Origin of the sequence: Neobacillus piezotolerans (assembly GCF_003362805.1) — a bacterium.
GTDB lineage: Bacteria > Bacillota > Bacilli > Bacillales > Cytobacillaceae > Bacillus_D > Bacillus_D piezotolerans.
The window spans coordinates 1-18,821 of record NZ_QNQT01000019.1; the positions used below are offsets into that span (position 1 = coordinate 1).

An 18,821-nucleotide genomic window follows, 5' to 3' on the forward strand; every position below is an offset into this window, starting at 1 on the left:
TGTGAGAGTAGGACGCTGCCGGGCTATACCATATACTTTTATGGTAGTGGAAAACAAAACAATTTTTTATCGTCGCGGGGTGGAGCAGTTCGGTAGCTCGTCGGGCTCCTAACCCGAAGGTCGCAGGTTCAAATCCTGCCCCCGCAATATGGTCCGGTAGTTCAGTTGGTTAGAATGCCTGCCTGTCACGCAGGAGGTCGCGGGTTCGAGTCCCGTCCGGACCGCCATTTAGTTTCATAGTTTACAATGAAAAAACGAAACCAAGTTTCGTCTTTTTTTGTTTTTGGGATGCCACGGTCAGAGAAACTGTGGTATTTTTCGTGTATGGAAAAGAATGTCACTCAAACCCCATTTGTGTGACATTTAAAGGTAAAAACCCGGCGTGAATGTCACTCAAACTTCATTTGCGTGACATTTAAGGGTAAAAACCCGGCGTGGATGTCACCCAAATCCCATTTGCGTGACATATGAGGGGAAAAATCCGGCGTGGATGTCACTCAAACTTCATTTGTGTGCCATTTAAAGGTAAAAACCCTGCGTGAATGTCACTCAAACCCCATTTGCGTGACATATGAGGGTAAAAACCCGGCGTGAATGTCACTCATACTTCATTTGCGTGACATTTAAGGGTAAAAACCCGGTGTGGATGTCACTCAAATCCCATTTGCGTGACATATGAGGGTAAAAATCCGGCGTGGATGTCACTCAAACTTCATTTGTGTGACATTTAAAGGTAAAAACCCTGCGTGAATGTCACTCAACCCCATTTTGCTTAACATAAGTACTCCTCTCTCAGCTGCAAGGCGCCTTTCACTATTTATTCAGCGCAGTATTTTCATTAAAAACAATAAAGTTTTCTCCTGATTATTAGTACTTTTATGATGTATCCCCAAGCTTAAAAACCATCCTCACTGTAAAGCCCATTCCAGATTCCTAAAAACACCCCAAGGCACTTTTGCCCATTCCTCAAAAATCATGTAAACTACATAATGTAGACAAATCCTTAGGAGGCATCCTAAGGGTTTTCTAAGGTATGGGACAGGGCTCCGCTTTCAAGCGTAATCTAGTCCAAAGCAGACACGATAAACGGGACCCGATCCCTGGTTTACAGGCAACCACTGGCTCGAACTTTCAAAACACAGTATATCAAAATCAATCCTTTTAAAAGGTGATCAAATGAAACCACTTGAATATAAATCTTCGTCGGCGGAAGATACACTTAATTTTGCCGAAAGGCTAGGGGCCATGCTAAAGCCAGGAGATGTTTTGACACTGGAAGGCGATCTTGGTGCGGGAAAAACTACATTTACCAAGGGCCTGGCTTTAGGGCTTGGAATAAAGAGGATGGTCAACAGCCCGACATTTACTATTATTAAGGAATACCATGGCAGGCTGCCATTGTATCATATGGATGTTTACAGGCTCGGGGATGAGGGCGAGGACTTGGGTTTTGACGAATATTTCGAAGGCGACGGGGTCACGGTAGTTGAATGGGCGCATTTGATCGCCGAGCAGCTGCCCGTGGCCCGGCTTGAGATTCAGTTGTACCATGAACCGGACGGCGGCAGGAAGATCGTTTTCCAGCCTAAGGGAATAAGGTACGAGCGATTATGTGAGGAGTTTTTAAATGAGAATCTTGGCAATTGATACGTCAAATTATCCGCTTGGTGTAGCTGTTATCGATGGGGATAAAGTGGTCGCGGAATACATTACGAATGTGAAACGGAACCACTCGGTCAGAATTATGCCAGCCATTGAAGCGGCTATGAAAGAGGCTGAGTTAAGCCCTTCCGATTTGAATAAAATAGTTGTAGCTGAAGGCCCAGGTTCCTATACAGGGGTCAGGATTGGCGTGACAGTCGCCAAAACATTGGCGTGGACATTGGGTATTCCTCTATCAGGTGTATCCAGCCTTAAGGTGCTTGCGATGGCTGGCAGGTATTTTCAAGGGTACATCGCTCCCATTTTTGATGCCAGGAGAGGCCAAGTGTATACGGGGCTTTATAAATTTGAAAATGGCCGGCTGGCGGTTGTCGAATCTGACCGGCTTGCCATGATGGATGACTGGGCGGAAAAGCTCGCCGACTTACAAGAGAAAACCTTGTTTGTCGGTAACGATGTTTCCTTGCATTTAGAAACAATCAGTGGAAAAATGGGCGAAAAGGCGGTTATCTCCGCTACAGCCGAAAGAAATCCGCGTCCAGCAGAACTCGCGTTTCTTGGGAAAAACAAACCGGATGCTGATGTCCATTCGTTTGTCCCGAATTATATACGCCTGGCGGAAGCGGAAGCAAAATGGCTTGAAGCAAGGAGTCGGTCACATGAATAACCACGCGGCTGAAAGCAATGGAGTATTTACTTTCAGGTTTATGCGGGAAGAGGATATTGACCAAATCCTGATTGTTGAGCATGAATCGTTTACACTGCCATGGAGCAGGGAAGCATTTTACAATGAATTGAATCATAATCAATACGCTGTTTATATTGTGCTCGAAGATGACGGGAAAATCATTGGCTATGGCGGGGTATGGATTGTGCTGGATGAGGCGCATATCACCAATATAGCTATCTTGCCTCAGTACCGGGGCAGGAAGCTTGGCGAAGCGCTCTTGAAAAAAGTGCTGGAAGTGGCCATGGAGAAGGGCGCGGAGACTGCAACCCTTGAAGTTCGGGTATCCAACACGCCAGCCCGGTCACTGTACAGAAAGATGGGATTCCAGGAAGGCGGTATAAGAAAAAAGTATTATACCGACAACCAGGAAGACGGAATTGTTATGTGGGTGAAATTATGAGTAAAGACCAATTGATCTTGGGAATTGAGACAAGCTGTGATGAGACAGCGGTAGCAATTGTAAGGAATGGCCGGGAAATCGCTGCAAATGTCGTGGCTTCCCAAATCGAAAGCCATAAGCGTTTCGGGGGGGTTGTACCTGAAATTGCATCCCGGCACCATGTGGAAGAAATAACAATCGTTCTTGAAGAAGCTTTAAAGCAGGCGGATGCCGCTTTGGAAGACATTGATGCAATCGCCGTTACGGAAGGACCAGGGCTTGTAGGGGCGCTGCTCATCGGAGTGAATGCGGCAAAGGCTATCGCGTTTGCCCACCAAAAGCCGCTTGTACCTGTCCATCATATTGCCGGGCATATCTATGCGAACAGACTGCTGACAGAGATGAAGTTCCCGCTTTTGGCCTTGGTTGTATCCGGCGGACATACCGAACTGGTTTATATGAAGGAACATGGCCATTTTGAAGTCATCGGGGAAACGCGGGATGACGCGGCGGGTGAGGCTTACGATAAAGTAGCGAGAGTCCTGGATATGCCGTACCCGGGCGGCCCCCATATTGACCGGTTGGCGCATGAAGGCACGGCAGTTATACCACTGCCGCGTGCATGGCTTGAAGAGGGTTCCTATGATTTCAGTTTTAGCGGCTTAAAATCGGCGGTGATCAATACTGTCCATAATGCGGAACAACGCGGTGAAACTATTGCCCCGGAAGACCTGGCGGCAAGCTTTCAGGAGAGTGTCATAGAAGTATTGGTTGAAAAAACTGTCCGCGCGGCGGCTGAGTATCGTGTCGGGCAAGTGCTCCTAGCGGGAGGAGTGGCAGCGAACAAGGGGCTGAGGAAAGCGCTTGAAGATGCGTTTGGGACAAGAGGAGATATCGAGCTTGTCATTCCGCCTTTGTCCCTTTGCACGGACAACGCGGCCATGATTGCCGCCGCTGGAAGTGTAATGTTTGAAAAAGGTGTTCGTGGAAGTCTGGCTTTAAATGCAAACCCAGGGTTGGATATTGAAAAATACAATTAAGAAATGAGGGCCGCGAGGAAATATCGCGGCCCTTTTTGAATTGTGGATAAAAAAATCCCGGATCAATCCTCTTTGTGGATAAGCACGTGTGTTCTTGTTGATGATGTGGATAAAATAAGGTGGTTTTGTGGATAAAGTGGATAAGTCCGTTGATAACTGCTATACCAGCGGTTTTATTGTGAATAAAAATGTGGAAAAGCGCAGGGAAGCCCTGCGCTTTTATTCAGCGAGTTCCGCCCATTGTTCCAAGAGCTGGTCCAATTCCTGGCGGGCACTATCATTTTGGTTGTTAATAACCAATACCCTTTCGTGGTCCTGGTAAACATCGGGATCACAAAGAAGGCTTTCATTTTCTTCAATGAGTGCTTCAAGTTCTTCAATGCGCGATTCAATCTCTTCCAGCCTCCGCTTTCTTTGCCGCTCCAGCTTTTTTGATTCTTTGTCCTGCTGAAAAGTATTTTTGGAAGAGGTTGTTTCAACGGAGGATGCAGATGCGGCTTTTTGTATGGCTTCGAGCTCCGCGATTTCCTGTTTCTTTTCAAGAAAATAGTCATAATCGCCGAGGTATTCCACGCAGCCATCCGTTCCGAGTTCCAAAACCTTTGTGGCTATCCTGTTGATAAAATAACGGTCATGGGAGACGAACAGGATTGTGCCTGGATAATCGATAAGCGCGTTTTCAAGTACTTCCTTGCTGTCAAGGTCAAGGTGGTTTGTCGGTTCGTCAAGGATAAGGAAATTTGCCTTTTGGAGCATTAACTTGGCGAGGGCAAGACGCGCTTTTTCACCGCCGCTCAACGTGGAAACAGGTTTGAGGACATCATCTCCAGAGAAAAGGAAGTTGCCAAGAACTGTCCGAATCTCTTTTTCGCTTTTCAACGGGTAGTCATCCCAAAGTTCATTCAAAACTCGTTTGCTAGACCTGAGATTGGCCTGCTCCTGGTCGTAATAGCCTATCATTACGTTTGTTCCATAGCGGATAGAGCCTGAATGAGCCGGAAGGTTTTTAATAATCGTCTTGAGCAAGGTGGATTTCCCAATCCCGTTTGGGCCAACAAGTGCGATGCTGTCCCCTTTTGTAATTGAAAAAGAGATGTTGGCGGCAACCGAGGTTTCGTATCCGATCGCCAGGGAATCAGCTTGCAAAACATCATTTCCGCTTTGCCGTTCGATATCAAACGAGAAGGTGGCTGATTTTTCATCTCCGGATGGGCGATCCATCAGATCCATTTTCTCAAGTTTTTTCCTCCGGCTTTGTGCTCGCTTCGTCGTTGAGGCCCTTGCAAGGTTTCGCTGGATGAAATCCTGTAGTTTTGCGACTTCTTCCTGCTGTTTTTCGTATTGCTTCAGGTCACGTTCATAGTTTTCAGCCTTCTGCACAAGGTAGGAACTGTAATTGCCGACAAAACGCTGAATTTGGCGGCGCGAAAGTTCATATACCTGGTTGACGACCTTGTCGAGGAAATATCGGTCATGGGAAACGATTAAAATCGCGCCATGGTAACTTTGCAAGTAACCCTCAAGCCAGGAAAGAGTTTCAATATCCAGGTGGTTCGTAGGCTCGTCCAAAATAAGGATATCGGGTTTCCCAAGCAGCAGCTTTCCTAGCGCCAAACGCGTTTTCTGGCCGCCGCTCAAGCTTGATATGCTCGTTGAATAATCAAAGGTATGGAAATTGAGTCCATGAAGCACGGAACGGATGTCCGCTTCGTACTGATAGCCACCCATCTCCTTGTATTGGACCTGGAGTGTATCGTATTCCTTTAGCACTCTGTCATATTTCCCGGAATCGCTTATTACGGCCGGGTCGGCCATTTGCTGTTCAAGCTCCCTGAGTGAATCCTCCAGCTTTCGGACTGGTTCGAAAACCTTCAGCATTTCATCCCAAATTGACAAAGCGGATTCAAGGCCTGTATTTTGCGCTAGGTATCCGATTGTGACATCCTTCGGTTTAATGATATCCCCGCCATCATGGCCGATATGGCCGGCGATAATTTTAAGAAGTGTCGATTTACCCGCTCCATTCCTGCCCACGAGAGCGACCCGGTCCCTGTTTTGAAGTTCAAGCTTTATATTCGATAAAATTAATTCGGCGCCGTAGTATTTTTCAAGTTGGTTTACTTGAAGCAAAATCATTCTTTTCACCCCATTACTATCTTCAGTTTAACGTATATGGGTTTGCTCGGCAATGAAGTAAAGTGCCCGGAGTTTTAATCTTCCAAGGGAGGGGAAAAAAGGACCGAAGCATGCATTTTTCTTGAAAAATTACCGGGTTACTATTGTGAAAAGCTTAAAAATGCAGCAACATATGTGAAACATGGAACAAAGGTCATACACAATTGCCGGAAAATAGTGTATGATTTTTATAAATCAAAGTACTGAGTTTATGAATGATTAGTAAAACGGCCAGATCCCATTCGGGAAAGCGGGATCTACCCTCCAGGGGGTTCCGTTTTTGTGAAAGGAGTATTTAGGATGGCTGAATTCACGCATTTCAATGATGAAGGCAGGGCGAAAATGGTTGATGTCAGCGATAAGCCAGAAACCGCCAGGACAGCGATTGCCCACTCAAGCATAACAGTGAATCACGATATTTTCGAAAAAATATCAAACAATGAGATGAAAAAGGGTGATGTGCTGGCCGTCGCCCAGGTAGCCGCTGTCATGGCAGCAAAGAAAACGTGGGAAATCATCCCGATGTGCCACCCAATCCCGCTGACAGGTGTGGACATCGCTTTCCGGTGGGAAGAGGAAGAAGCAGGCCATAAGCTGATGATTTCTGCATCCGTGAAGACGAAAGGAAATACAGGCGTGGAAATGGAAGCGCTCACTGCAGCCTCCGTTTGTGCGTTAACCATATACGATATGTGCAAAGCCGTCGATAAAGGGATGGTTATCGGCCCTACCTATCTTGTTGAAAAAACAGGCGGCAAGAACGGAGATTTTAAAAGGGAAAAAGAGGTTCAATAAAAGGGTTGGTCGCGAGTGGCCAGAGGGCCCGCGAGACAAAATTAAACCAGGGCAGGGGATCAATGGATGAATGAAACAATAAAAATACCGCAGGCAACAGCCAAAAGACTGCCGCTATATTACCGATTTTTAAAAAATTTGCATTCCTCCGGGAAGCAAAGGGTTTCATCCGCCGAACTTAGCGATGCTGTAAAGGTGGACTCGGCAACAATCCGCAGGGATTTTTCCTACTTCGGAGCCCTTGGGAAAAAAGGCTATGGCTACAACGTGAACTACCTGCTCGGATTCTTCAGGAAGACGCTTGACCAGGATGAGCTTACGAAAGTCGCCCTAATCGGGGTCGGAAATCTGGGGACAGCCTTTTTGAACTACAATTTCCTGAAGAACAACAATACAAAAATAGAAGTGGCCTTTGATGTCGATCCCGATAAAGTTGGAACGAAAATCGGGGATGTCCCGATCCACAGCCTGGATGACCTTGAAGCATACCTAAATAATGACAATGTTACGGTCGCCATTTTGACCGTACCTGCATCTGTCGCCCAGCCGATCACCGACCGGCTTGTTAAAACGAATGTGAAAGGGATATTGAACTTCACGCCGGCAAGGCTGAATGTCCCGCGTTCCATTCGTGTCCATCACATTGACCTCGCAGTTGAATTACAGTCTTTGATCTACTTCCTGAAAAATTATCCGGGAACCGATTTTTCCGAAGAAGAAGCGGAAGGAGCAGAAAAGTGAGCCTTTAGGGGGCTCACTTTTTTTGGGTGCGTTTGAGTTTGTAATGGAAATTGATCATCCGTAACCCAGCCCCTAAATCAAAGGTTGCAAGGATGACAAGAAGATAGGAAAAGAATCCCCAGCCTTCGTCCCTAACACTCCCAACCGCAAAATACGTAAACAGGATTCCGAGCAGGAGGTACAAGATGCCGGAAAACAATGGTGATTGCCTCATAAAAACCCTCCGATAAAGTTTTGCAGCTGTTCTGCTTCACGCAGGAATTTCTCGATCTCCTCACGATAAACGCTCTGCATCAAAACAACAAGCGTATTCATTGTGACGTGGGCGATGATCGGAACAATGATTCTCTTTGTCCGGACATAAAGGTAAGCGAATGTGAATCCAATTGCCGAGTAGATCAGGATATGTTCAAATTCCATGTGAGCGGCGGCAAAGATGACCGAACTGATCAATGCCGAAATAAAGAAATTAAAGCGCTTGTGAAGGCTGCCGAAAATGATTTTCCTGAATACGATTTCCTCAAGGATAGGGCCGATGACCGAACTGATGATCATGACCGCAGGGAAATTGTCAATCATCCTCATGATGGATCGCGTATTGTCAGAACCCATTTTAATCCCAAGCAGCTGTTCCACAATGGCAGCGGCCCATTGGGCGAAAAGAGCAAGGAAAATCCCGCCAACAGCCCAGCCAATGGAAACTGGCAAATTGGACGCGTTCCTGTTTTGAAGCGAGCTCGCCATTTCCTTTCTCAGGAGGAACAGCGTAATCAGGAATGCCAAAACAAAGCTGATCATGAGCCAGTAATTCAAGGCGTACATCTGCACTTCCTGGGGACTGTTCCCGGAGCGGGCAAGGACGATTGCCAGAAGAGGCACCCCTACCAGGCTCGAAAGCTGCATGATGATATATACAATAAGAATCCAACCGTATTCACGTTTCAAAATGGCAAGCTCCTTTTTACTTTTTGCATCACTTTTCATTCTACTCACAAAGACAAACTTATTTCAATTCAGAAACCTTCCTGCATAGCATTTGCCAAAGCGGAAATACTCATAAGGTTGATTTTTTTAAAAAAATTCATGGTTCATACTTGCAAAAAAAACGGGTTTTCATTATTATAATAATTGTGTTAGCACTCGTTGAGATAGAGTGCTAATAAGCGACTACATAAACCATTTGAGGAGGTTGTTTAATTTGTTAAGACCACTTGGCGATCGCATTATCATTGAGCTTGTTGAGTCTGAAGAAAAGACTGCAAGCGGCATTGTTTTGCCTGACACTGCAAAGGAAAAGCCGCAGGAGGGCAAAGTTGTTGCGGTAGGTTCCGGCCGTGTACTCGACAGCGGCGAGCGTGTAGCTCCGGAAGTATCTGTCGGCGACCGTATTATCTTCTCAAAATATGCCGGTACGGAAGTAAAGTACCAGGGAACAGAATACCTCATCCTTCGCGAAAGCGATATCCATGCCGTAATTGGCGAATAATGCCTGAACATACTTAGGGCGCATACCCAAATTTAATCGACTTGAGGAGGTTTTTGAACAATGGCAAAAGACATTAAGTTCAGTGAAGACGCGCGCCGCGCAATGCTTCGCGGTGTAGATGCTCTTGCAAATGCTGTAAAAGTTACGCTTGGGCCTAAAGGGCGCAACGTTGTACTAGAGAAAAAATTTGGTTCACCGCTTATCACAAATGACGGTGTTACAATCGCGAAAGAAATCGAGCTTGAAGACGCATTCGAAAACATGGGCGCGAAGCTTGTTGCCGAAGTCGCGAGCAAAACAAACGATGTTGCCGGTGACGGTACAACGACAGCGACTGTCCTAGCACAGGCAATGATTCGTGAAGGCCTGAAGAACGTAACTGCAGGTGCGAACCCTATGGTCCTTCGCAAGGGGATTGAAAAAGCGACAAAGGTTGCCGTTGAAGAACTAAAAGCTATTTCCAAGCCAATCGAAGGAAAAGAATCCATCGCCCAGGTTGCTGCGATTTCCGCTGACAACCCAGAAGTTGGCCAATTGATCGCCGAAGCAATGGAGCGCGTTGGCAACGATGGTGTTATTACGATTGAAGAATCAAAAGGTTTCGCTACAGAACTTGATGTAGTAGAAGGTATGCAATTCGACCGCGGTTATGCTTCTCCATACATGGTTACTGATTCCGAGAAAATGGAAGCGGTCCTTGATAATCCATATATCCTGATCACTGACAAGAAAATTTCCAGCATCCAGGAAATCCTTCCTGTCCTTGAGCAGGTTGTCCAGCAAGGCAAGCCGCTATTGCTGATTGCCGAGGATGTTGAAGGTGAAGCGCTTGCTACATTGGTAGTCAACAAGCTTCGCGGAACATTCAACGCGGTTGCAGTTAAGGCTCCTGGCTTTGGCGACCGCCGCAAAGCAATGCTTGAAGACATCGCTGCCCTTACAGGTGCGGAAGTAATCACTGAAGAGCTTGGCCGCGACCTTAAATCCGCGACAATCCAATCTCTAGGCCGCGCTTCCAAAGTTGTTGTTTCCAAAGAGAACACAACAATCGTCGAAGGCGCTGGAGACTCCGCGGCAATCGCTGCGCGCGTCAACCAAATCCGTGTCCAGCTGGAAGAAACAACTTCCGAATTCGACCGTGAAAAGCTTCAGGAGCGCCTTGCGAAATTGGCTGGCGGCGTAGCTGTCATCAAGGTCGGCGCTGCTACTGAAACTGAATTGAAAGAGCGCAAGCTTCGCATCGAAGACGCCCTGAACTCAACACGTGCTGCTGTTGAAGAAGGTATCGTTTCCGGTGGTGGCGTCGCCCTCTTGAACGTATACAACAAAGTTGCTGAAATTCAGGGTGAAGGCGATGAGCAAACAGGCGTGAACATCGTGCTGCGCGCTATGGAAGAGCCTGTCCGCACAATCGCGCAAAACGCTGGCCTTGAAGGCTCTGTCATCGTTGACCGCCTGAAGCGCGAACAAATCGGCACTGGCTTCAACGCTGCTACTGGCGAGTGGGTGAACATGATTGAAGCCGGTATCGTCGATCCAACAAAGGTTACACGTTCCGCGCTCCAAAACGCTGCATCCGTTGCGGCTATGTTCCTGACAACCGAAGCAGTTGTCGCTGACAAGCCTGAGGAAAACAAAGGCGGCGGCATGCCTGACATGGGCATGGGCGGAATGGGCGGCATGATGTAATTAGTGTGTTAAAACCTTGTTATATGCTTGTCTAGTCCTTGGAATCGTCCTCGTTTTATAAAGAACAGGGCAACCCATGACTAAAAAGCTAACGATAGGAGAAAGGTCTTTCATCAGTTTGCTAAACTGTTGGGAGGCCTTTTCTTCCGTATTGGCAGTCATGTGAGCATAAATAATAAAAAATGAACAAACTCTAATCTATCGGGAGATTAGAGTTTTTACACTTCAAATCTAATTGTGTTAGTTGCTGCTAATGATCATCTTATTTTTTTCATGACCCCTTTCATGCCACGGGGAGATTCCACAACAGTTAATCATTTTGTCGATTAGGGACAATTCTTGCTCACCTTTATCCCATCAGCCACCTTCAACTCATCTCCTTCAATGCCGTCGAAAATGTTTTTCATTATACAGAGGTTTTTCCCGGCATCGATCCTGATGCCATTGGCGGCCTGTCGAATGACGTTGTCCTTGATCTTGATTTCTGCCGGGATTCCTTTGCCCCGTCCGTCAGCACCCTTGTCCTTGACAAGGCGGATTGCCGAGAACTTATCAGTCCCTCCAGTGATGTGGTTACCGTGCAATTTTGTGCCTGGCGCATTACGGAGCTCAATGCCGACCCGCGAATCATCTCCAGCGGTGATCCTGTTGTCCTCAATGAGGGTGTCAGGAGTTCCCAGGATGACAAGGACTCCCTGGCGGTTTCCAATCAAGTCGTTGGAGTGCACCCAGTTTCCAGGACCTGAGGCATCATGCTTGTTCTTTGCCCCGCCGGAATTGCCGAGCGCGATGCCCGCCTTTTTCCCGCCGATTACCTTGTTGTCCCGTATTTCGTTTAGGTATTCACCCTCGCCGTGTAGGTCGATTGCATCGAGGATGCTGCCGGTGATGGTGTTCTTCGCCACCAGATTGTTGTGCGTGGGGAACTGAAGCAGAATGGCATGCCGCAAATGCTTTCCATCGAAGGTATTGCCGATTACGACGTTGTGTCGAGAATCGTTGGCGGCATTTGGGTCGCGCTGATCCGCTGAGCCCTCGATAGCAATTCCATAGCCCTGTCCTCCGGGGCCAACGGCAGTTGCCTCACTTACCGAGTTTTTAGTCAGGGTCACTTCACGGCTGGCTTTAACGGAGATCCCGTGGCGTTTGAACCTGCGAATGCCTACGTTCTCCACGAGGATCCGGGAGCTGGCCTTCCCTTTGTGAGCTCCGAGGTAGATCCCGTACATAGGACCTCCACCCACGTCGCCGTTATCGGGGTCTTCGCCGAGTGGTCCCTTATAACGGGAGGTAATGGTGAAATCAGCGATGATGACGTCGTGGACACCGGAGCCGCGAATCACCCGGCTATCATCCTCACCATCGAAGGAGGTCAGCAGCACAGTGCTCGCCTGACCCTCGCCCCGCAGCTCCACGCCGCTGCGCAACACGATGTTCGCCGACTTGTCGGCCGGGTCAGTGGTGCGCAGGTCATACGTACCGGCCGGCAGTAAAACCTCGTCACCCGGCTTTGCCGCTTCAAGCGCCTTCCTGATGGCTGCCGCGTCGTCTTTTGAATCCGGATCCGGATCTGCCCCAAAGTGCGTGACGTCCAGAGTCCTGCCCTTGGCCGGACGCGGCGTCGGCACCTCGATTGGCTTGCCGGAGCGGTCCACCAAGCCAGGGGCCTGCCAGTCGCCGAAATCGGACGGGGCTTGTTCCACTGCTTCATCGCTCTCGACTCGCTTGTCAGGTTCCTCCACGGTGCATGCGGTCAAGAGGACCACCAGGCCAAGAACCGCCCACCTCGAATCCGCCAAACCCCGCCGGCTGTTCCGAATTGATTTCTTTATCAAACTTCTCACGTCCTTATACTGGAAATTTTTTCATTCCTCACGTCGCCTATGGAGAAAAGGAGAAAAGCGGTGAGCATACTCGCTCACCGCCTTTGGGATGTTTCGACGACCTCTGCTGGTCGACGGCATCATCCCATGACCAGAGGCCTATTACTTAGAGTTTCCCTTTCTCTTGTTGTTGCCTTTTCCATTATTTCTTGCCGAGTTTGAAGTTCAACGGAATGTCCTTTGCCAACGGAGTGTCTGCTGAGGAACCACCGACATGTACGCGGTACTTTCCGTCAGCGGTTGCCCACACGCCGTCAGCCCAGTTCGCCAGGTTGTCCGGTTCTTTCGGAATAAAATAAGAGAACGGGTGGTTGGAGTCTGCCTCGTTAATCCTTAATGTCACCGTCTTTCTCTCACCTGGCTTAAGGTCGACCTTCTCAAAGTTTACAAGCCGCTTGCTTGGCTCCCCCGCCTCGTTCGGCAGGGTTAAGTAGACCTGTGCCGCTTCTTTACCTGCAACCTTACCAGTGTTCGTAACGGTAAAGGACACGTCAATACCGGACAACGAGCCTTTGTTGCCGCGAACTCTCTTCACCTTAAGGCCGTCATATTTGAAGGTCGTGTACGATAGACCGTATCCGAAAGGGAAGACCGGCTTTACATTGTTGGCCTCGTACCAGCGGTAACCCATCTTCAGGCCTTCGGTGTACTGGGCAATCAGCTGTTGGGAACCGTTCCCGTACGGGCCTGGGCCACCAGGCTTGCCGGTGTCTTGACGAGTTCCCGGGTACTGTTTCTCGGTTGCGAAAGCGGCCTCCCGAGCTTTAGCACCAAACGTCATAGGCAACTTTCCGGAAGGATTGACCTTCCCGTAGAGTAGATTGGCGACAGCATTGCCGTCTTCCATGCCCGGGTACCACGCCTCGAGTACGGCTGGAACCTGATTCAACCAAGGCATGAGCACTGTACCGGAGGTCTTCAGGATCACGGCAGTGTTCTTCGCGTTTGCCTTCAGGACCGCATCGATCAGCGGCTCCTGCTTCACCTGATTGATAGCCGGGAAGCCGAGTGTCTGGCGGTCGATGGTCTCACCCGGGGTGTCGCCGACCATAAGCAGCACGATGTCGGACTGTGAGGCCAGTTTGGCTGCGGCCTGCGGGTCACGGCCATCGTTGTACGTCACCTTGGTGTTGTAGCCCAGCTCCTTAATAACGTTTTCCAAGCCCTGCTTTGGGGTGACCGTGTAAGGGGTCACGACGTTCTCGTTGTTTACTCTAATGGAGCGCGGGGACATCTTGGCTATACCGGCGAACCAATCGACGCCGATCAGCGCAATCGACTTCGGCTTGCCATCAAGTGGCAGGAAGCCGTTTTCGTTCTTCAACAGCACGGCCCCTTCCTCGGCCATCTTCCGAGCGCTCGCACCATTTACCTTCGCATCGACGATTTCCGGTAGGAACTTGCTGAAAGGCTTATCCATATGGCCGAATTCGATCATTTTGATGTACCGTGGACGAAGCAGATTGTCAATGTCGTTCTCCGTGATCTGACCCGAATCAAGGGCCTTCTTGATTTTCGCCTGGGTGTAGTATTGCGGTGCCCAGTCGAGCTCGACGTTCGTACCCGCCTTAATAGCAGAGACCGTGTTATGAATTGCGCGACGGTCACTCATGACATAACCTTTGAAGCCCCACTTTTTGCGCAAAGCATCCTGAAGCAGTTCAGAGCTGTCACAGGCAAAGGTTCCATTGACATCCGGGAACGAGCACATCACAGAGGCTGGATTAGCATCCTTTGCGGCCATCTCGAAGGGCAGCATATACAGCTCGTTCATAGCACGTGAGGGAACCTGTACACCCATCGTCCATCTCTCAGTTTCCTGCTCGTTGCCTGCTAGATGCTTAAGCTGGACCTGGACCCCCTGGCCCTGGATTCCCTTGACCTGCTGGGTTGCTAGTGTACCTGTAAGGTATGGGTCCTCACTAAAGTACTCATAGTTCCGGCCATTGTACGGGTGACGCACGAGATTCATGCCCGGTCCGAGCATCACGTGATGTGCAAAGGCCCGGGTCTCCTGGCCAAGGATCCGACCGGCCTCATTGTTTAGCTTACGGTTGAAAGTCGCGGCCATGGCCAGGGTGGACGGCAGGCCCGTCGCCAATGGATCATTGTGACACGATCCGCCCTTCACCCCCGTACCACCGTTGGTCATGCGGATTGTGGGGATACCTAGTTCATCGATGCCACGGATTTGCCGGCCGGTGTCCTGCCACTCACATCCGGGCAAAGTGCCCTGGGGCTCGAATACTCCGTTCATATACTTGCTGGAACCTCTCCTGTTGATGACGACGGTCTCACCGGTGTTGTTCTCATTGAAGCGCGAGATGACGATTTGCTGCATCTTCTGTTCGATCGTCATCGCATCAAGAAGCAGCTCGGTACGCTTCTCGGCGGAGAGCTTGGTATTCATCCAGGGCCTGTTCCCTTGTGTTCCACCTTTCTCCGCAAAAGTAGGCATTACGACCGTAGCCATGAAGATTATTGCTGTCAAAAAAATTGTAACCGTTCGTTTTATCATCTTACTATCTCCCTTACTATTCTATGTAGTGCGTTAGTTTTGAAATTTTTCCCTTGCTATCTATAATGTCTTTTAGTTTTGAAATAATTCGTTAAACATCTCCATTTCTAAAATTAAAAAATGATGGATCGCTTATTCCAAATCGCAAAATTTCTGAAGCTGAATTGTTGAATTATATTGTCTTTCCAAATAAAAAAGCAGGAACTCATTCACAGAATTCCCACTGTCTTTTTTTACTATTTTCTTCTCTTTGTATAGGAAATCACATGCATATTGACAAAAAAATGATGGCAAAATAAAAAAAGTGGAAAACAAAGGAGGGTTATTATGAAACGAATAGCTTTAGTTTCGGTTGCATTATCAGCTTTGGTCCTTTCAGCCTGCGGTGTTAATAATGATGGCTCAAATGATAACAATAGACATAAGGCTAATATAAATAATGTTAACAATGATACAAAAGGGACGAAGGTTGAAGACCAAATTGAGAATAAAATTGTTTCAATGAATGAAGTTGATAAGTCGAATGTTACTATAAAAAATAATAATGCTTATGTAGCTGTACAACTCAAAAATAACAATAATGATCTTTCCAAGGACGTTGCACAAAGAATAGCGGATCAAGCAAAAGCGATTGACCCTGATATTGAAAATGTATATATCTCAGTTAACCCAGATGCCTCAGTTAACCCCAATGATCGAATGAATGATTTTTCAAATGACAGCCAATGGACATCCAATTGAAGGGTTTTCAACAAAACAGGCGGCATGGTTAACCCTTGATATGAATGGCTTTTTGAGTAATGTAAGAGTGTTTTGCTAACATTTTGTTAACAAAGAGGATTATAATAGAGGCTTCTCATTAGTTGAGCGAACTTATGGGAAGCTTCTTTTTTTCATTTCTTAAACGGAGGAAGTCATATGCAATTCGTTAATAATCTACTTTTGAATATGGAACTAGATCCAAAATTAGTAAAACCTCTTGCGATTATTATCAAGATTTTGCTAATAGGGATAATCTGTATTGCAGCCAATTTTTTTTCAAAGAAAATAGTGATGAAGGTCATTGCTCGGATTGTTACAAACTCCAAAGTCAGGTGGGGTAAAATCATTTTGGATAGAAAAGTTTTCCGAAAGTTATCCCATATTGTTCCGGCGATCATCATTTATTCGTTTGCTCCAACCTTTCCAACCTTTGAATCGACGATCGAAAAACTGGCCATTACCTATATCATTATTGTAGGGTTAGTGTTTATTCAAAGCTTAATTAATGCACTGAATGATATTTATCAAACATTTGAAATATCCAAGGTTAAGCCGATTAAGGGCTATCTTCAGGTTGTTAACATTATTATCATGACTGTAGGGTTCATCCTAGTGATCTCGAACCTGATAGGGGAAAGCCCTCTTATTCTATTAAGTGGGATTGGTGCTCTTTCGGCAGTGTTGATGTTAGTATTTAAAGATTCGTTATTAGGGCTGGTGGCAGGAATTCAATTGACGGCCAATGATATGGTTCGGGTTGGTGACTGGATTGAAATGCCAAAGTATGGTGCGGATGGTGATGTTATTGATATCTCCCTAAATACCGTAAAGGTCCAGAATTTCGACAAAACGATTACGATGTTACCAAGTTATGCTCTTATTTCCGACTCTTTTATAAACTGGAGAGGGATGCAAAGCTCAGGCGGCCGGCGAATCAAGCGCTCCTTGTATATCGATACGAGCAGTATCACGTTTTGCACCGAGGAAATGATTAAGAGATTTATAAAAGTTCATTACCTTTCAGACTACATAATTCAAAAGGAAAGGGAAATTACTGAGTACAATGAAAAAAATGAAATCGACCGAAACAATCCTGTGAATGGAAGGGCCCTAACGAATATCGGTGTTTTTCGGGCGTATATCAGTAATTACCTTAAGAATCACAATGGAATCAATCAGAATATGACTTTAATGGTTAGACAGCTGGCACATAGTGAACACGGGTTGCCTTTAGAAATTTATGCATTTACCAATTCCGTACAGTGGGCAGTGTATGAAACTGTGCAATCTGATATTTTTGACCATCTCTTTGCCGTTGCGCCAGAGTTTGGAATTAGAGTATTCCAGAATCCATCTGGGGCTGATTTGAGAAACATGGCAGGGCAATCGAACAAGACAGAATTAATTGAAAAGAGAAACTATTGAGATATATTAAATCCGAACCAATTCTGACTGTAAAAAAAACACAATAGTATATTGACAGTTGAAATTTCCGATGATACTATGAGTGAGTAAAAATTAAATATTATTCTCGTATAATATTGGGGATATGGCCCGAAAGTTTCTACCAAGCTGCCGTAAATAGCTTGACTACGAGGTTGTGTATATATAATGGGGATAAACGTCTATTTTTATTTCCTTTATCTACCTTCCTGATGTCAAGCACCGGTATTTTACTCGGTGCTTTTTTTAATTTTTACACAAATAACAATTCACCTAGAAAAACAGGGAGGGTCATTTTAATGACAAAAGTTTCAAAGAAACTAGCATTGGTATTATTCATAGCTTTAATGACTGTTGTTATGGCAGCGTGCGGCAATAGCGCGGATAAGGAAAAGGAAGCTAACGCTGGATCAGATAAAGACGGTTTGAAAATTGCCATTGTAACAAGTCCTTCAGGCGTTGATGATGGCAGCTTTAATGAAGATAACTATAACGGTATCCTAAGCTTTATCGAAAAGCATCCAGATGCGACAGTAAAGGCTGTGAAAGAAGAAACTGGCGACCCTGCCGCAGCTGTACAAGCGGTTGCTGATATTGTGGCGGATTATGATGTAATCGTAACACCTGGGTTCCAATTTGCTGGAGTTTCAAGCATTGCTGTGGAAAATCCTGATAAAATGTTTATTTTAAATGACTCTGAGCCCGCACCTGTTGGTGACCAAAAAGAATTCGATAATATTTATGCGATGAATTTCGCTGAACAAGAAAGTGGCTTTTTTGCAGGAATGGCTGCGGCTCTTGAAACAAAAACAAATAAAGTAGCGGTTGTAAACGGCATCGCCTATCCTTCGAATGTCAATTATCAATTTGGCTTTGAATCAGGCGTGAATTATGCTAATAAGGTTTTTGGGAAAAAAGTTGAACTTGTTGAATTATCCGGTTATGCGGGAACTGATGTAACAGGTGCTGATGTTGGCGGCAATTATGCGGGATCCTTTGCGGATGAAGCAACTGGTAAAGTGATCGGAAATGCGTTAATCAAACAAGGTACGGATATCATCTTTGTCGCGGCAGGCGGTACTGGCAACGGTGTATTCACAGCAGTCAAGGAAGCCAAAAACGACGTGAAAGTAATTGGTGTCGATGTGGACCAATTCGATGACGGTAAAAATGGTTCTGAAAATATCGTATTAACATCTGCGGTAAAATTCATGAGCATGAATATCGAAAAGACATTGAATTCTGTTGTGGATGGCAGCTTTAAAGGCGGAAACGTTGTTCTTTACGCTGATACAGATTCAACTGGTTTTATAAAAGAAGAAGGCCGCCATCAATTATCTGAGGATACTCTTAATAAATTGAATGAAGCTTACAAGTTAGTACAAGATGGTGCAATCGTACCTGCATCCAATTTCAATGGCCATACGCCAGAAAAGTTTCCTGGTTTATAACATTAAATAGTAATTATGAAGACTACTAGAAGTTTATCATTCCCTTAACCCTAGGGAATGATGAACT

16 protein-coding genes, 2 tRNA genes and 1 riboswitch are annotated in these 18,821 nt (G+C 46.6%); of the genes, 13 read left to right on the forward strand and 5 right to left on the reverse strand.

Annotation, left to right across the window (positions count from 1 at the left end):
• Window positions 1-73 precede the first annotated feature (73 nt).
• From DRW41_RS21735 to tsaD, 6 genes are all read left to right on the forward strand, one after another.
• A tRNA-Arg gene (locus tag DRW41_RS21735) sits at window positions 74-147 on the forward strand.
• A 3-nt stretch (window positions 148-150) separates the two neighbouring features.
• Window positions 151-227: transfer RNA gene (locus tag DRW41_RS21740), tRNA-Asp, on the forward strand.
• A 949-nt stretch (window positions 228-1,176) separates the two neighbouring features.
• Complete coding sequence (tsaE, locus tag DRW41_RS21745) at window positions 1,177-1,647, forward strand: tRNA (adenosine(37)-N6)-threonylcarbamoyltransferase complex ATPase subunit type 1 TsaE (protein WP_115454106.1); 471 nt, start codon at window positions 1,177-1,179, stop codon at window positions 1,645-1,647.
• The gene (gene tsaB, locus DRW41_RS21750) at window positions 1,628-2,329 is read left to right on the forward strand and encodes a tRNA (adenosine(37)-N6)-threonylcarbamoyltransferase complex dimerization subunit type 1 TsaB (protein ID WP_115454107.1); all 702 of its coding nucleotides are present in this window, start codon (window positions 1,628-1,630) and stop codon (window positions 2,327-2,329) included. The genes tsaE and tsaB overlap by 20 nt, the downstream gene beginning before the upstream one ends.
• Window positions 2,322-2,792: a ribosomal protein S18-alanine N-acetyltransferase gene (gene rimI / locus DRW41_RS21755; RefSeq protein ID WP_245959525.1), complete on the forward strand. Its 471-nt coding sequence runs from the start codon at window positions 2,322-2,324 to the stop codon at window positions 2,790-2,792. The genes tsaB and rimI overlap by 8 nt, the downstream gene beginning before the upstream one ends.
• Window positions 2,789-3,811, forward strand: coding sequence for a tRNA (adenosine(37)-N6)-threonylcarbamoyltransferase complex transferase subunit TsaD (tsaD, locus tag DRW41_RS21760; RefSeq protein ID WP_115454108.1), 1,023 nt, complete (start codon window positions 2,789-2,791; stop codon window positions 3,809-3,811). The genes rimI and tsaD overlap by 4 nt, the downstream gene beginning before the upstream one ends.
• A gap of 219 nt (window positions 3,812-4,030) precedes the next feature.
• Here tsaD and DRW41_RS21765 read toward each other — a convergent pair whose 3' ends face one another.
• Window positions 4,031-5,947 (reverse strand): ABC-F family ATP-binding cassette domain-containing protein, encoded by a 1,917-nt coding sequence (locus DRW41_RS21765; RefSeq protein WP_115454109.1) that lies wholly within the window; start codon window positions 5,945-5,947, stop codon window positions 4,031-4,033.
• Between the two features lie 339 nt (window positions 5,948-6,286).
• Here DRW41_RS21765 and moaC point away from each other — a divergent pair, with 339 nt between their 5' ends.
• Window positions 6,287-6,781, forward strand: coding sequence for a cyclic pyranopterin monophosphate synthase MoaC (gene moaC / locus DRW41_RS21770; protein WP_115454110.1), 495 nt, complete (start codon window positions 6,287-6,289; stop codon window positions 6,779-6,781).
• 66 nt (window positions 6,782-6,847) lie between these two features.
• On the forward strand, window positions 6,848-7,522 hold the full coding sequence (locus DRW41_RS21775) for a redox-sensing transcriptional repressor Rex (protein ID WP_115454111.1): 675 nt from the start codon (window positions 6,848-6,850) through the stop codon (window positions 7,520-7,522).
• A gap of 13 nt (window positions 7,523-7,535) precedes the next feature.
• Here the strand turns inward: DRW41_RS21775 and DRW41_RS21780 are convergent, their stop codons facing one another.
• Together DRW41_RS21780 and DRW41_RS21785 are read right to left on the reverse strand one after the other, a co-directional pair.
• On the reverse strand, window positions 7,536-7,736 hold the full coding sequence (locus DRW41_RS21780) for a YdiK family protein (RefSeq protein ID WP_115454112.1): 201 nt from the start codon (window positions 7,734-7,736) through the stop codon (window positions 7,536-7,538).
• A complete protein-coding gene (locus tag DRW41_RS21785) occupies window positions 7,733-8,467 on the reverse strand; it encodes a CPBP family intramembrane glutamic endopeptidase (RefSeq protein ID WP_115454149.1) in 735 nt (244 codons plus the stop codon). The genes DRW41_RS21780 and DRW41_RS21785 overlap by 4 nt, the downstream gene beginning before the upstream one ends.
• Before the next feature lie 253 nt (window positions 8,468-8,720).
• On the opposite strand from DRW41_RS21785, the gene groES reads away from it, so the two are divergent.
• Window positions 8,721-9,008 carry a co-chaperone GroES gene (gene groES / locus DRW41_RS21790; protein WP_115454113.1) on the forward strand — a complete coding sequence of 96 codons (288 nt, stop codon included), beginning with the start codon at window positions 8,721-8,723 and terminating at the stop codon, window positions 9,006-9,008.
• A gap of 60 nt (window positions 9,009-9,068) precedes the next feature.
• The gene (gene groL, locus DRW41_RS21795; protein ID WP_115454114.1) at window positions 9,069-10,697 is read left to right on the forward strand and encodes a chaperonin GroEL; all 1,629 of its coding nucleotides are present in this window, start codon (window positions 9,069-9,071) and stop codon (window positions 10,695-10,697) included.
• Window positions 10,698-11,023: 326 nt separating this feature from the next.
• On the opposite strand, the gene DRW41_RS21800 is transcribed toward groL, so the two are convergent.
• Window positions 11,024-12,532 (reverse strand): right-handed parallel beta-helix repeat-containing protein, encoded by a 1,509-nt coding sequence (locus DRW41_RS21800; RefSeq protein ID WP_115454115.1) that lies wholly within the window; start codon window positions 12,530-12,532, stop codon window positions 11,024-11,026.
• A gap of 190 nt (window positions 12,533-12,722) precedes the next feature.
• Window positions 12,723-14,990: a beta-glucosidase gene (locus tag DRW41_RS21805; RefSeq protein WP_181884667.1), complete on the reverse strand. Its 2,268-nt coding sequence runs from the start codon at window positions 14,988-14,990 to the stop codon at window positions 12,723-12,725.
• Between the two features lie 435 nt (window positions 14,991-15,425).
• On the opposite strand from DRW41_RS21805, the gene DRW41_RS21810 reads away from it, so the two are divergent.
• From DRW41_RS21810 to DRW41_RS21820, 3 genes are all read left to right on the forward strand, one after another.
• Entirely contained in the window at window positions 15,426-15,839 is a 414-nt protein-coding gene (locus tag DRW41_RS21810) for a YhcN/YlaJ family sporulation lipoprotein (protein ID WP_115454117.1), read from the forward strand.
• 177 nt (window positions 15,840-16,016) lie between these two features.
• Complete coding sequence (locus DRW41_RS21815; RefSeq protein ID WP_115454118.1) at window positions 16,017-17,285, forward strand: mechanosensitive ion channel family protein; 1,269 nt, start codon at window positions 16,017-16,019, stop codon at window positions 17,283-17,285.
• 86 nt (window positions 17,286-17,371) lie between these two features.
• Window positions 17,372-17,473, forward strand: a riboswitch (purine riboswitch).
• Between the two features lie 129 nt (window positions 17,474-17,602).
• Window positions 17,603-18,754 (forward strand): BMP family lipoprotein, encoded by a 1,152-nt coding sequence (locus DRW41_RS21820; RefSeq protein ID WP_115454119.1) that lies wholly within the window; start codon window positions 17,603-17,605, stop codon window positions 18,752-18,754.
• Window positions 18,755-18,821: the final 67 nt, after the last annotated feature.

What these genes read in the sequence shown, in the direction of transcription:
- tsaE (WP_115454106.1), top strand. Translation starts at nt 1,177, where the DNA reads ATGAAACCACTTGAATATAAATCTTCGTCGGCGGAAGATACACTTAAT.
- tsaB (WP_115454107.1), top strand. Translation starts at nt 1,628, where the DNA reads ATGAGAATCTTGGCAATTGATACGTCAAATTATCCGCTTGGTGTAGCT.
- rimI (WP_245959525.1), top strand. Translation starts at nt 2,322, where the DNA reads ATGAATAACCACGCGGCTGAAAGCAATGGAGTATTTACTTTCAGGTTT.
- tsaD (WP_115454108.1), top strand. Translation starts at nt 2,789, where the DNA reads ATGAGTAAAGACCAATTGATCTTGGGAATTGAGACAAGCTGTGATGAG.
- DRW41_RS21765 (WP_115454109.1), bottom strand. Translation starts at nt 5,947, where the DNA reads ATGATTTTGCTTCAAGTAAACCAACTTGAAAAATACTACGGCGCCGAA.
- moaC (WP_115454110.1), top strand. Translation starts at nt 6,287, where the DNA reads ATGGCTGAATTCACGCATTTCAATGATGAAGGCAGGGCGAAAATGGTT.
- DRW41_RS21775 (WP_115454111.1), top strand. Translation starts at nt 6,848, where the DNA reads ATGAATGAAACAATAAAAATACCGCAGGCAACAGCCAAAAGACTGCCG.
- DRW41_RS21780 (WP_115454112.1), bottom strand. Translation starts at nt 7,736, where the DNA reads ATGAGGCAATCACCATTGTTTTCCGGCATCTTGTACCTCCTGCTCGGA.
- groL (WP_115454114.1), top strand. Translation starts at nt 9,069, where the DNA reads ATGGCAAAAGACATTAAGTTCAGTGAAGACGCGCGCCGCGCAATGCTT.
- DRW41_RS21805 (WP_181884667.1), bottom strand. Translation starts at nt 14,990, where the DNA reads ATGAATACCAAGCTCTCCGCCGAGAAGCGTACCGAGCTGCTTCTTGAT.
- DRW41_RS21810 (WP_115454117.1), top strand. Translation starts at nt 15,426, where the DNA reads ATGAAACGAATAGCTTTAGTTTCGGTTGCATTATCAGCTTTGGTCCTT.
- DRW41_RS21815 (WP_115454118.1), top strand. Translation starts at nt 16,017, where the DNA reads ATGCAATTCGTTAATAATCTACTTTTGAATATGGAACTAGATCCAAAA.
- DRW41_RS21820 (WP_115454119.1), top strand. Translation starts at nt 17,603, where the DNA reads ATGACAAAAGTTTCAAAGAAACTAGCATTGGTATTATTCATAGCTTTA.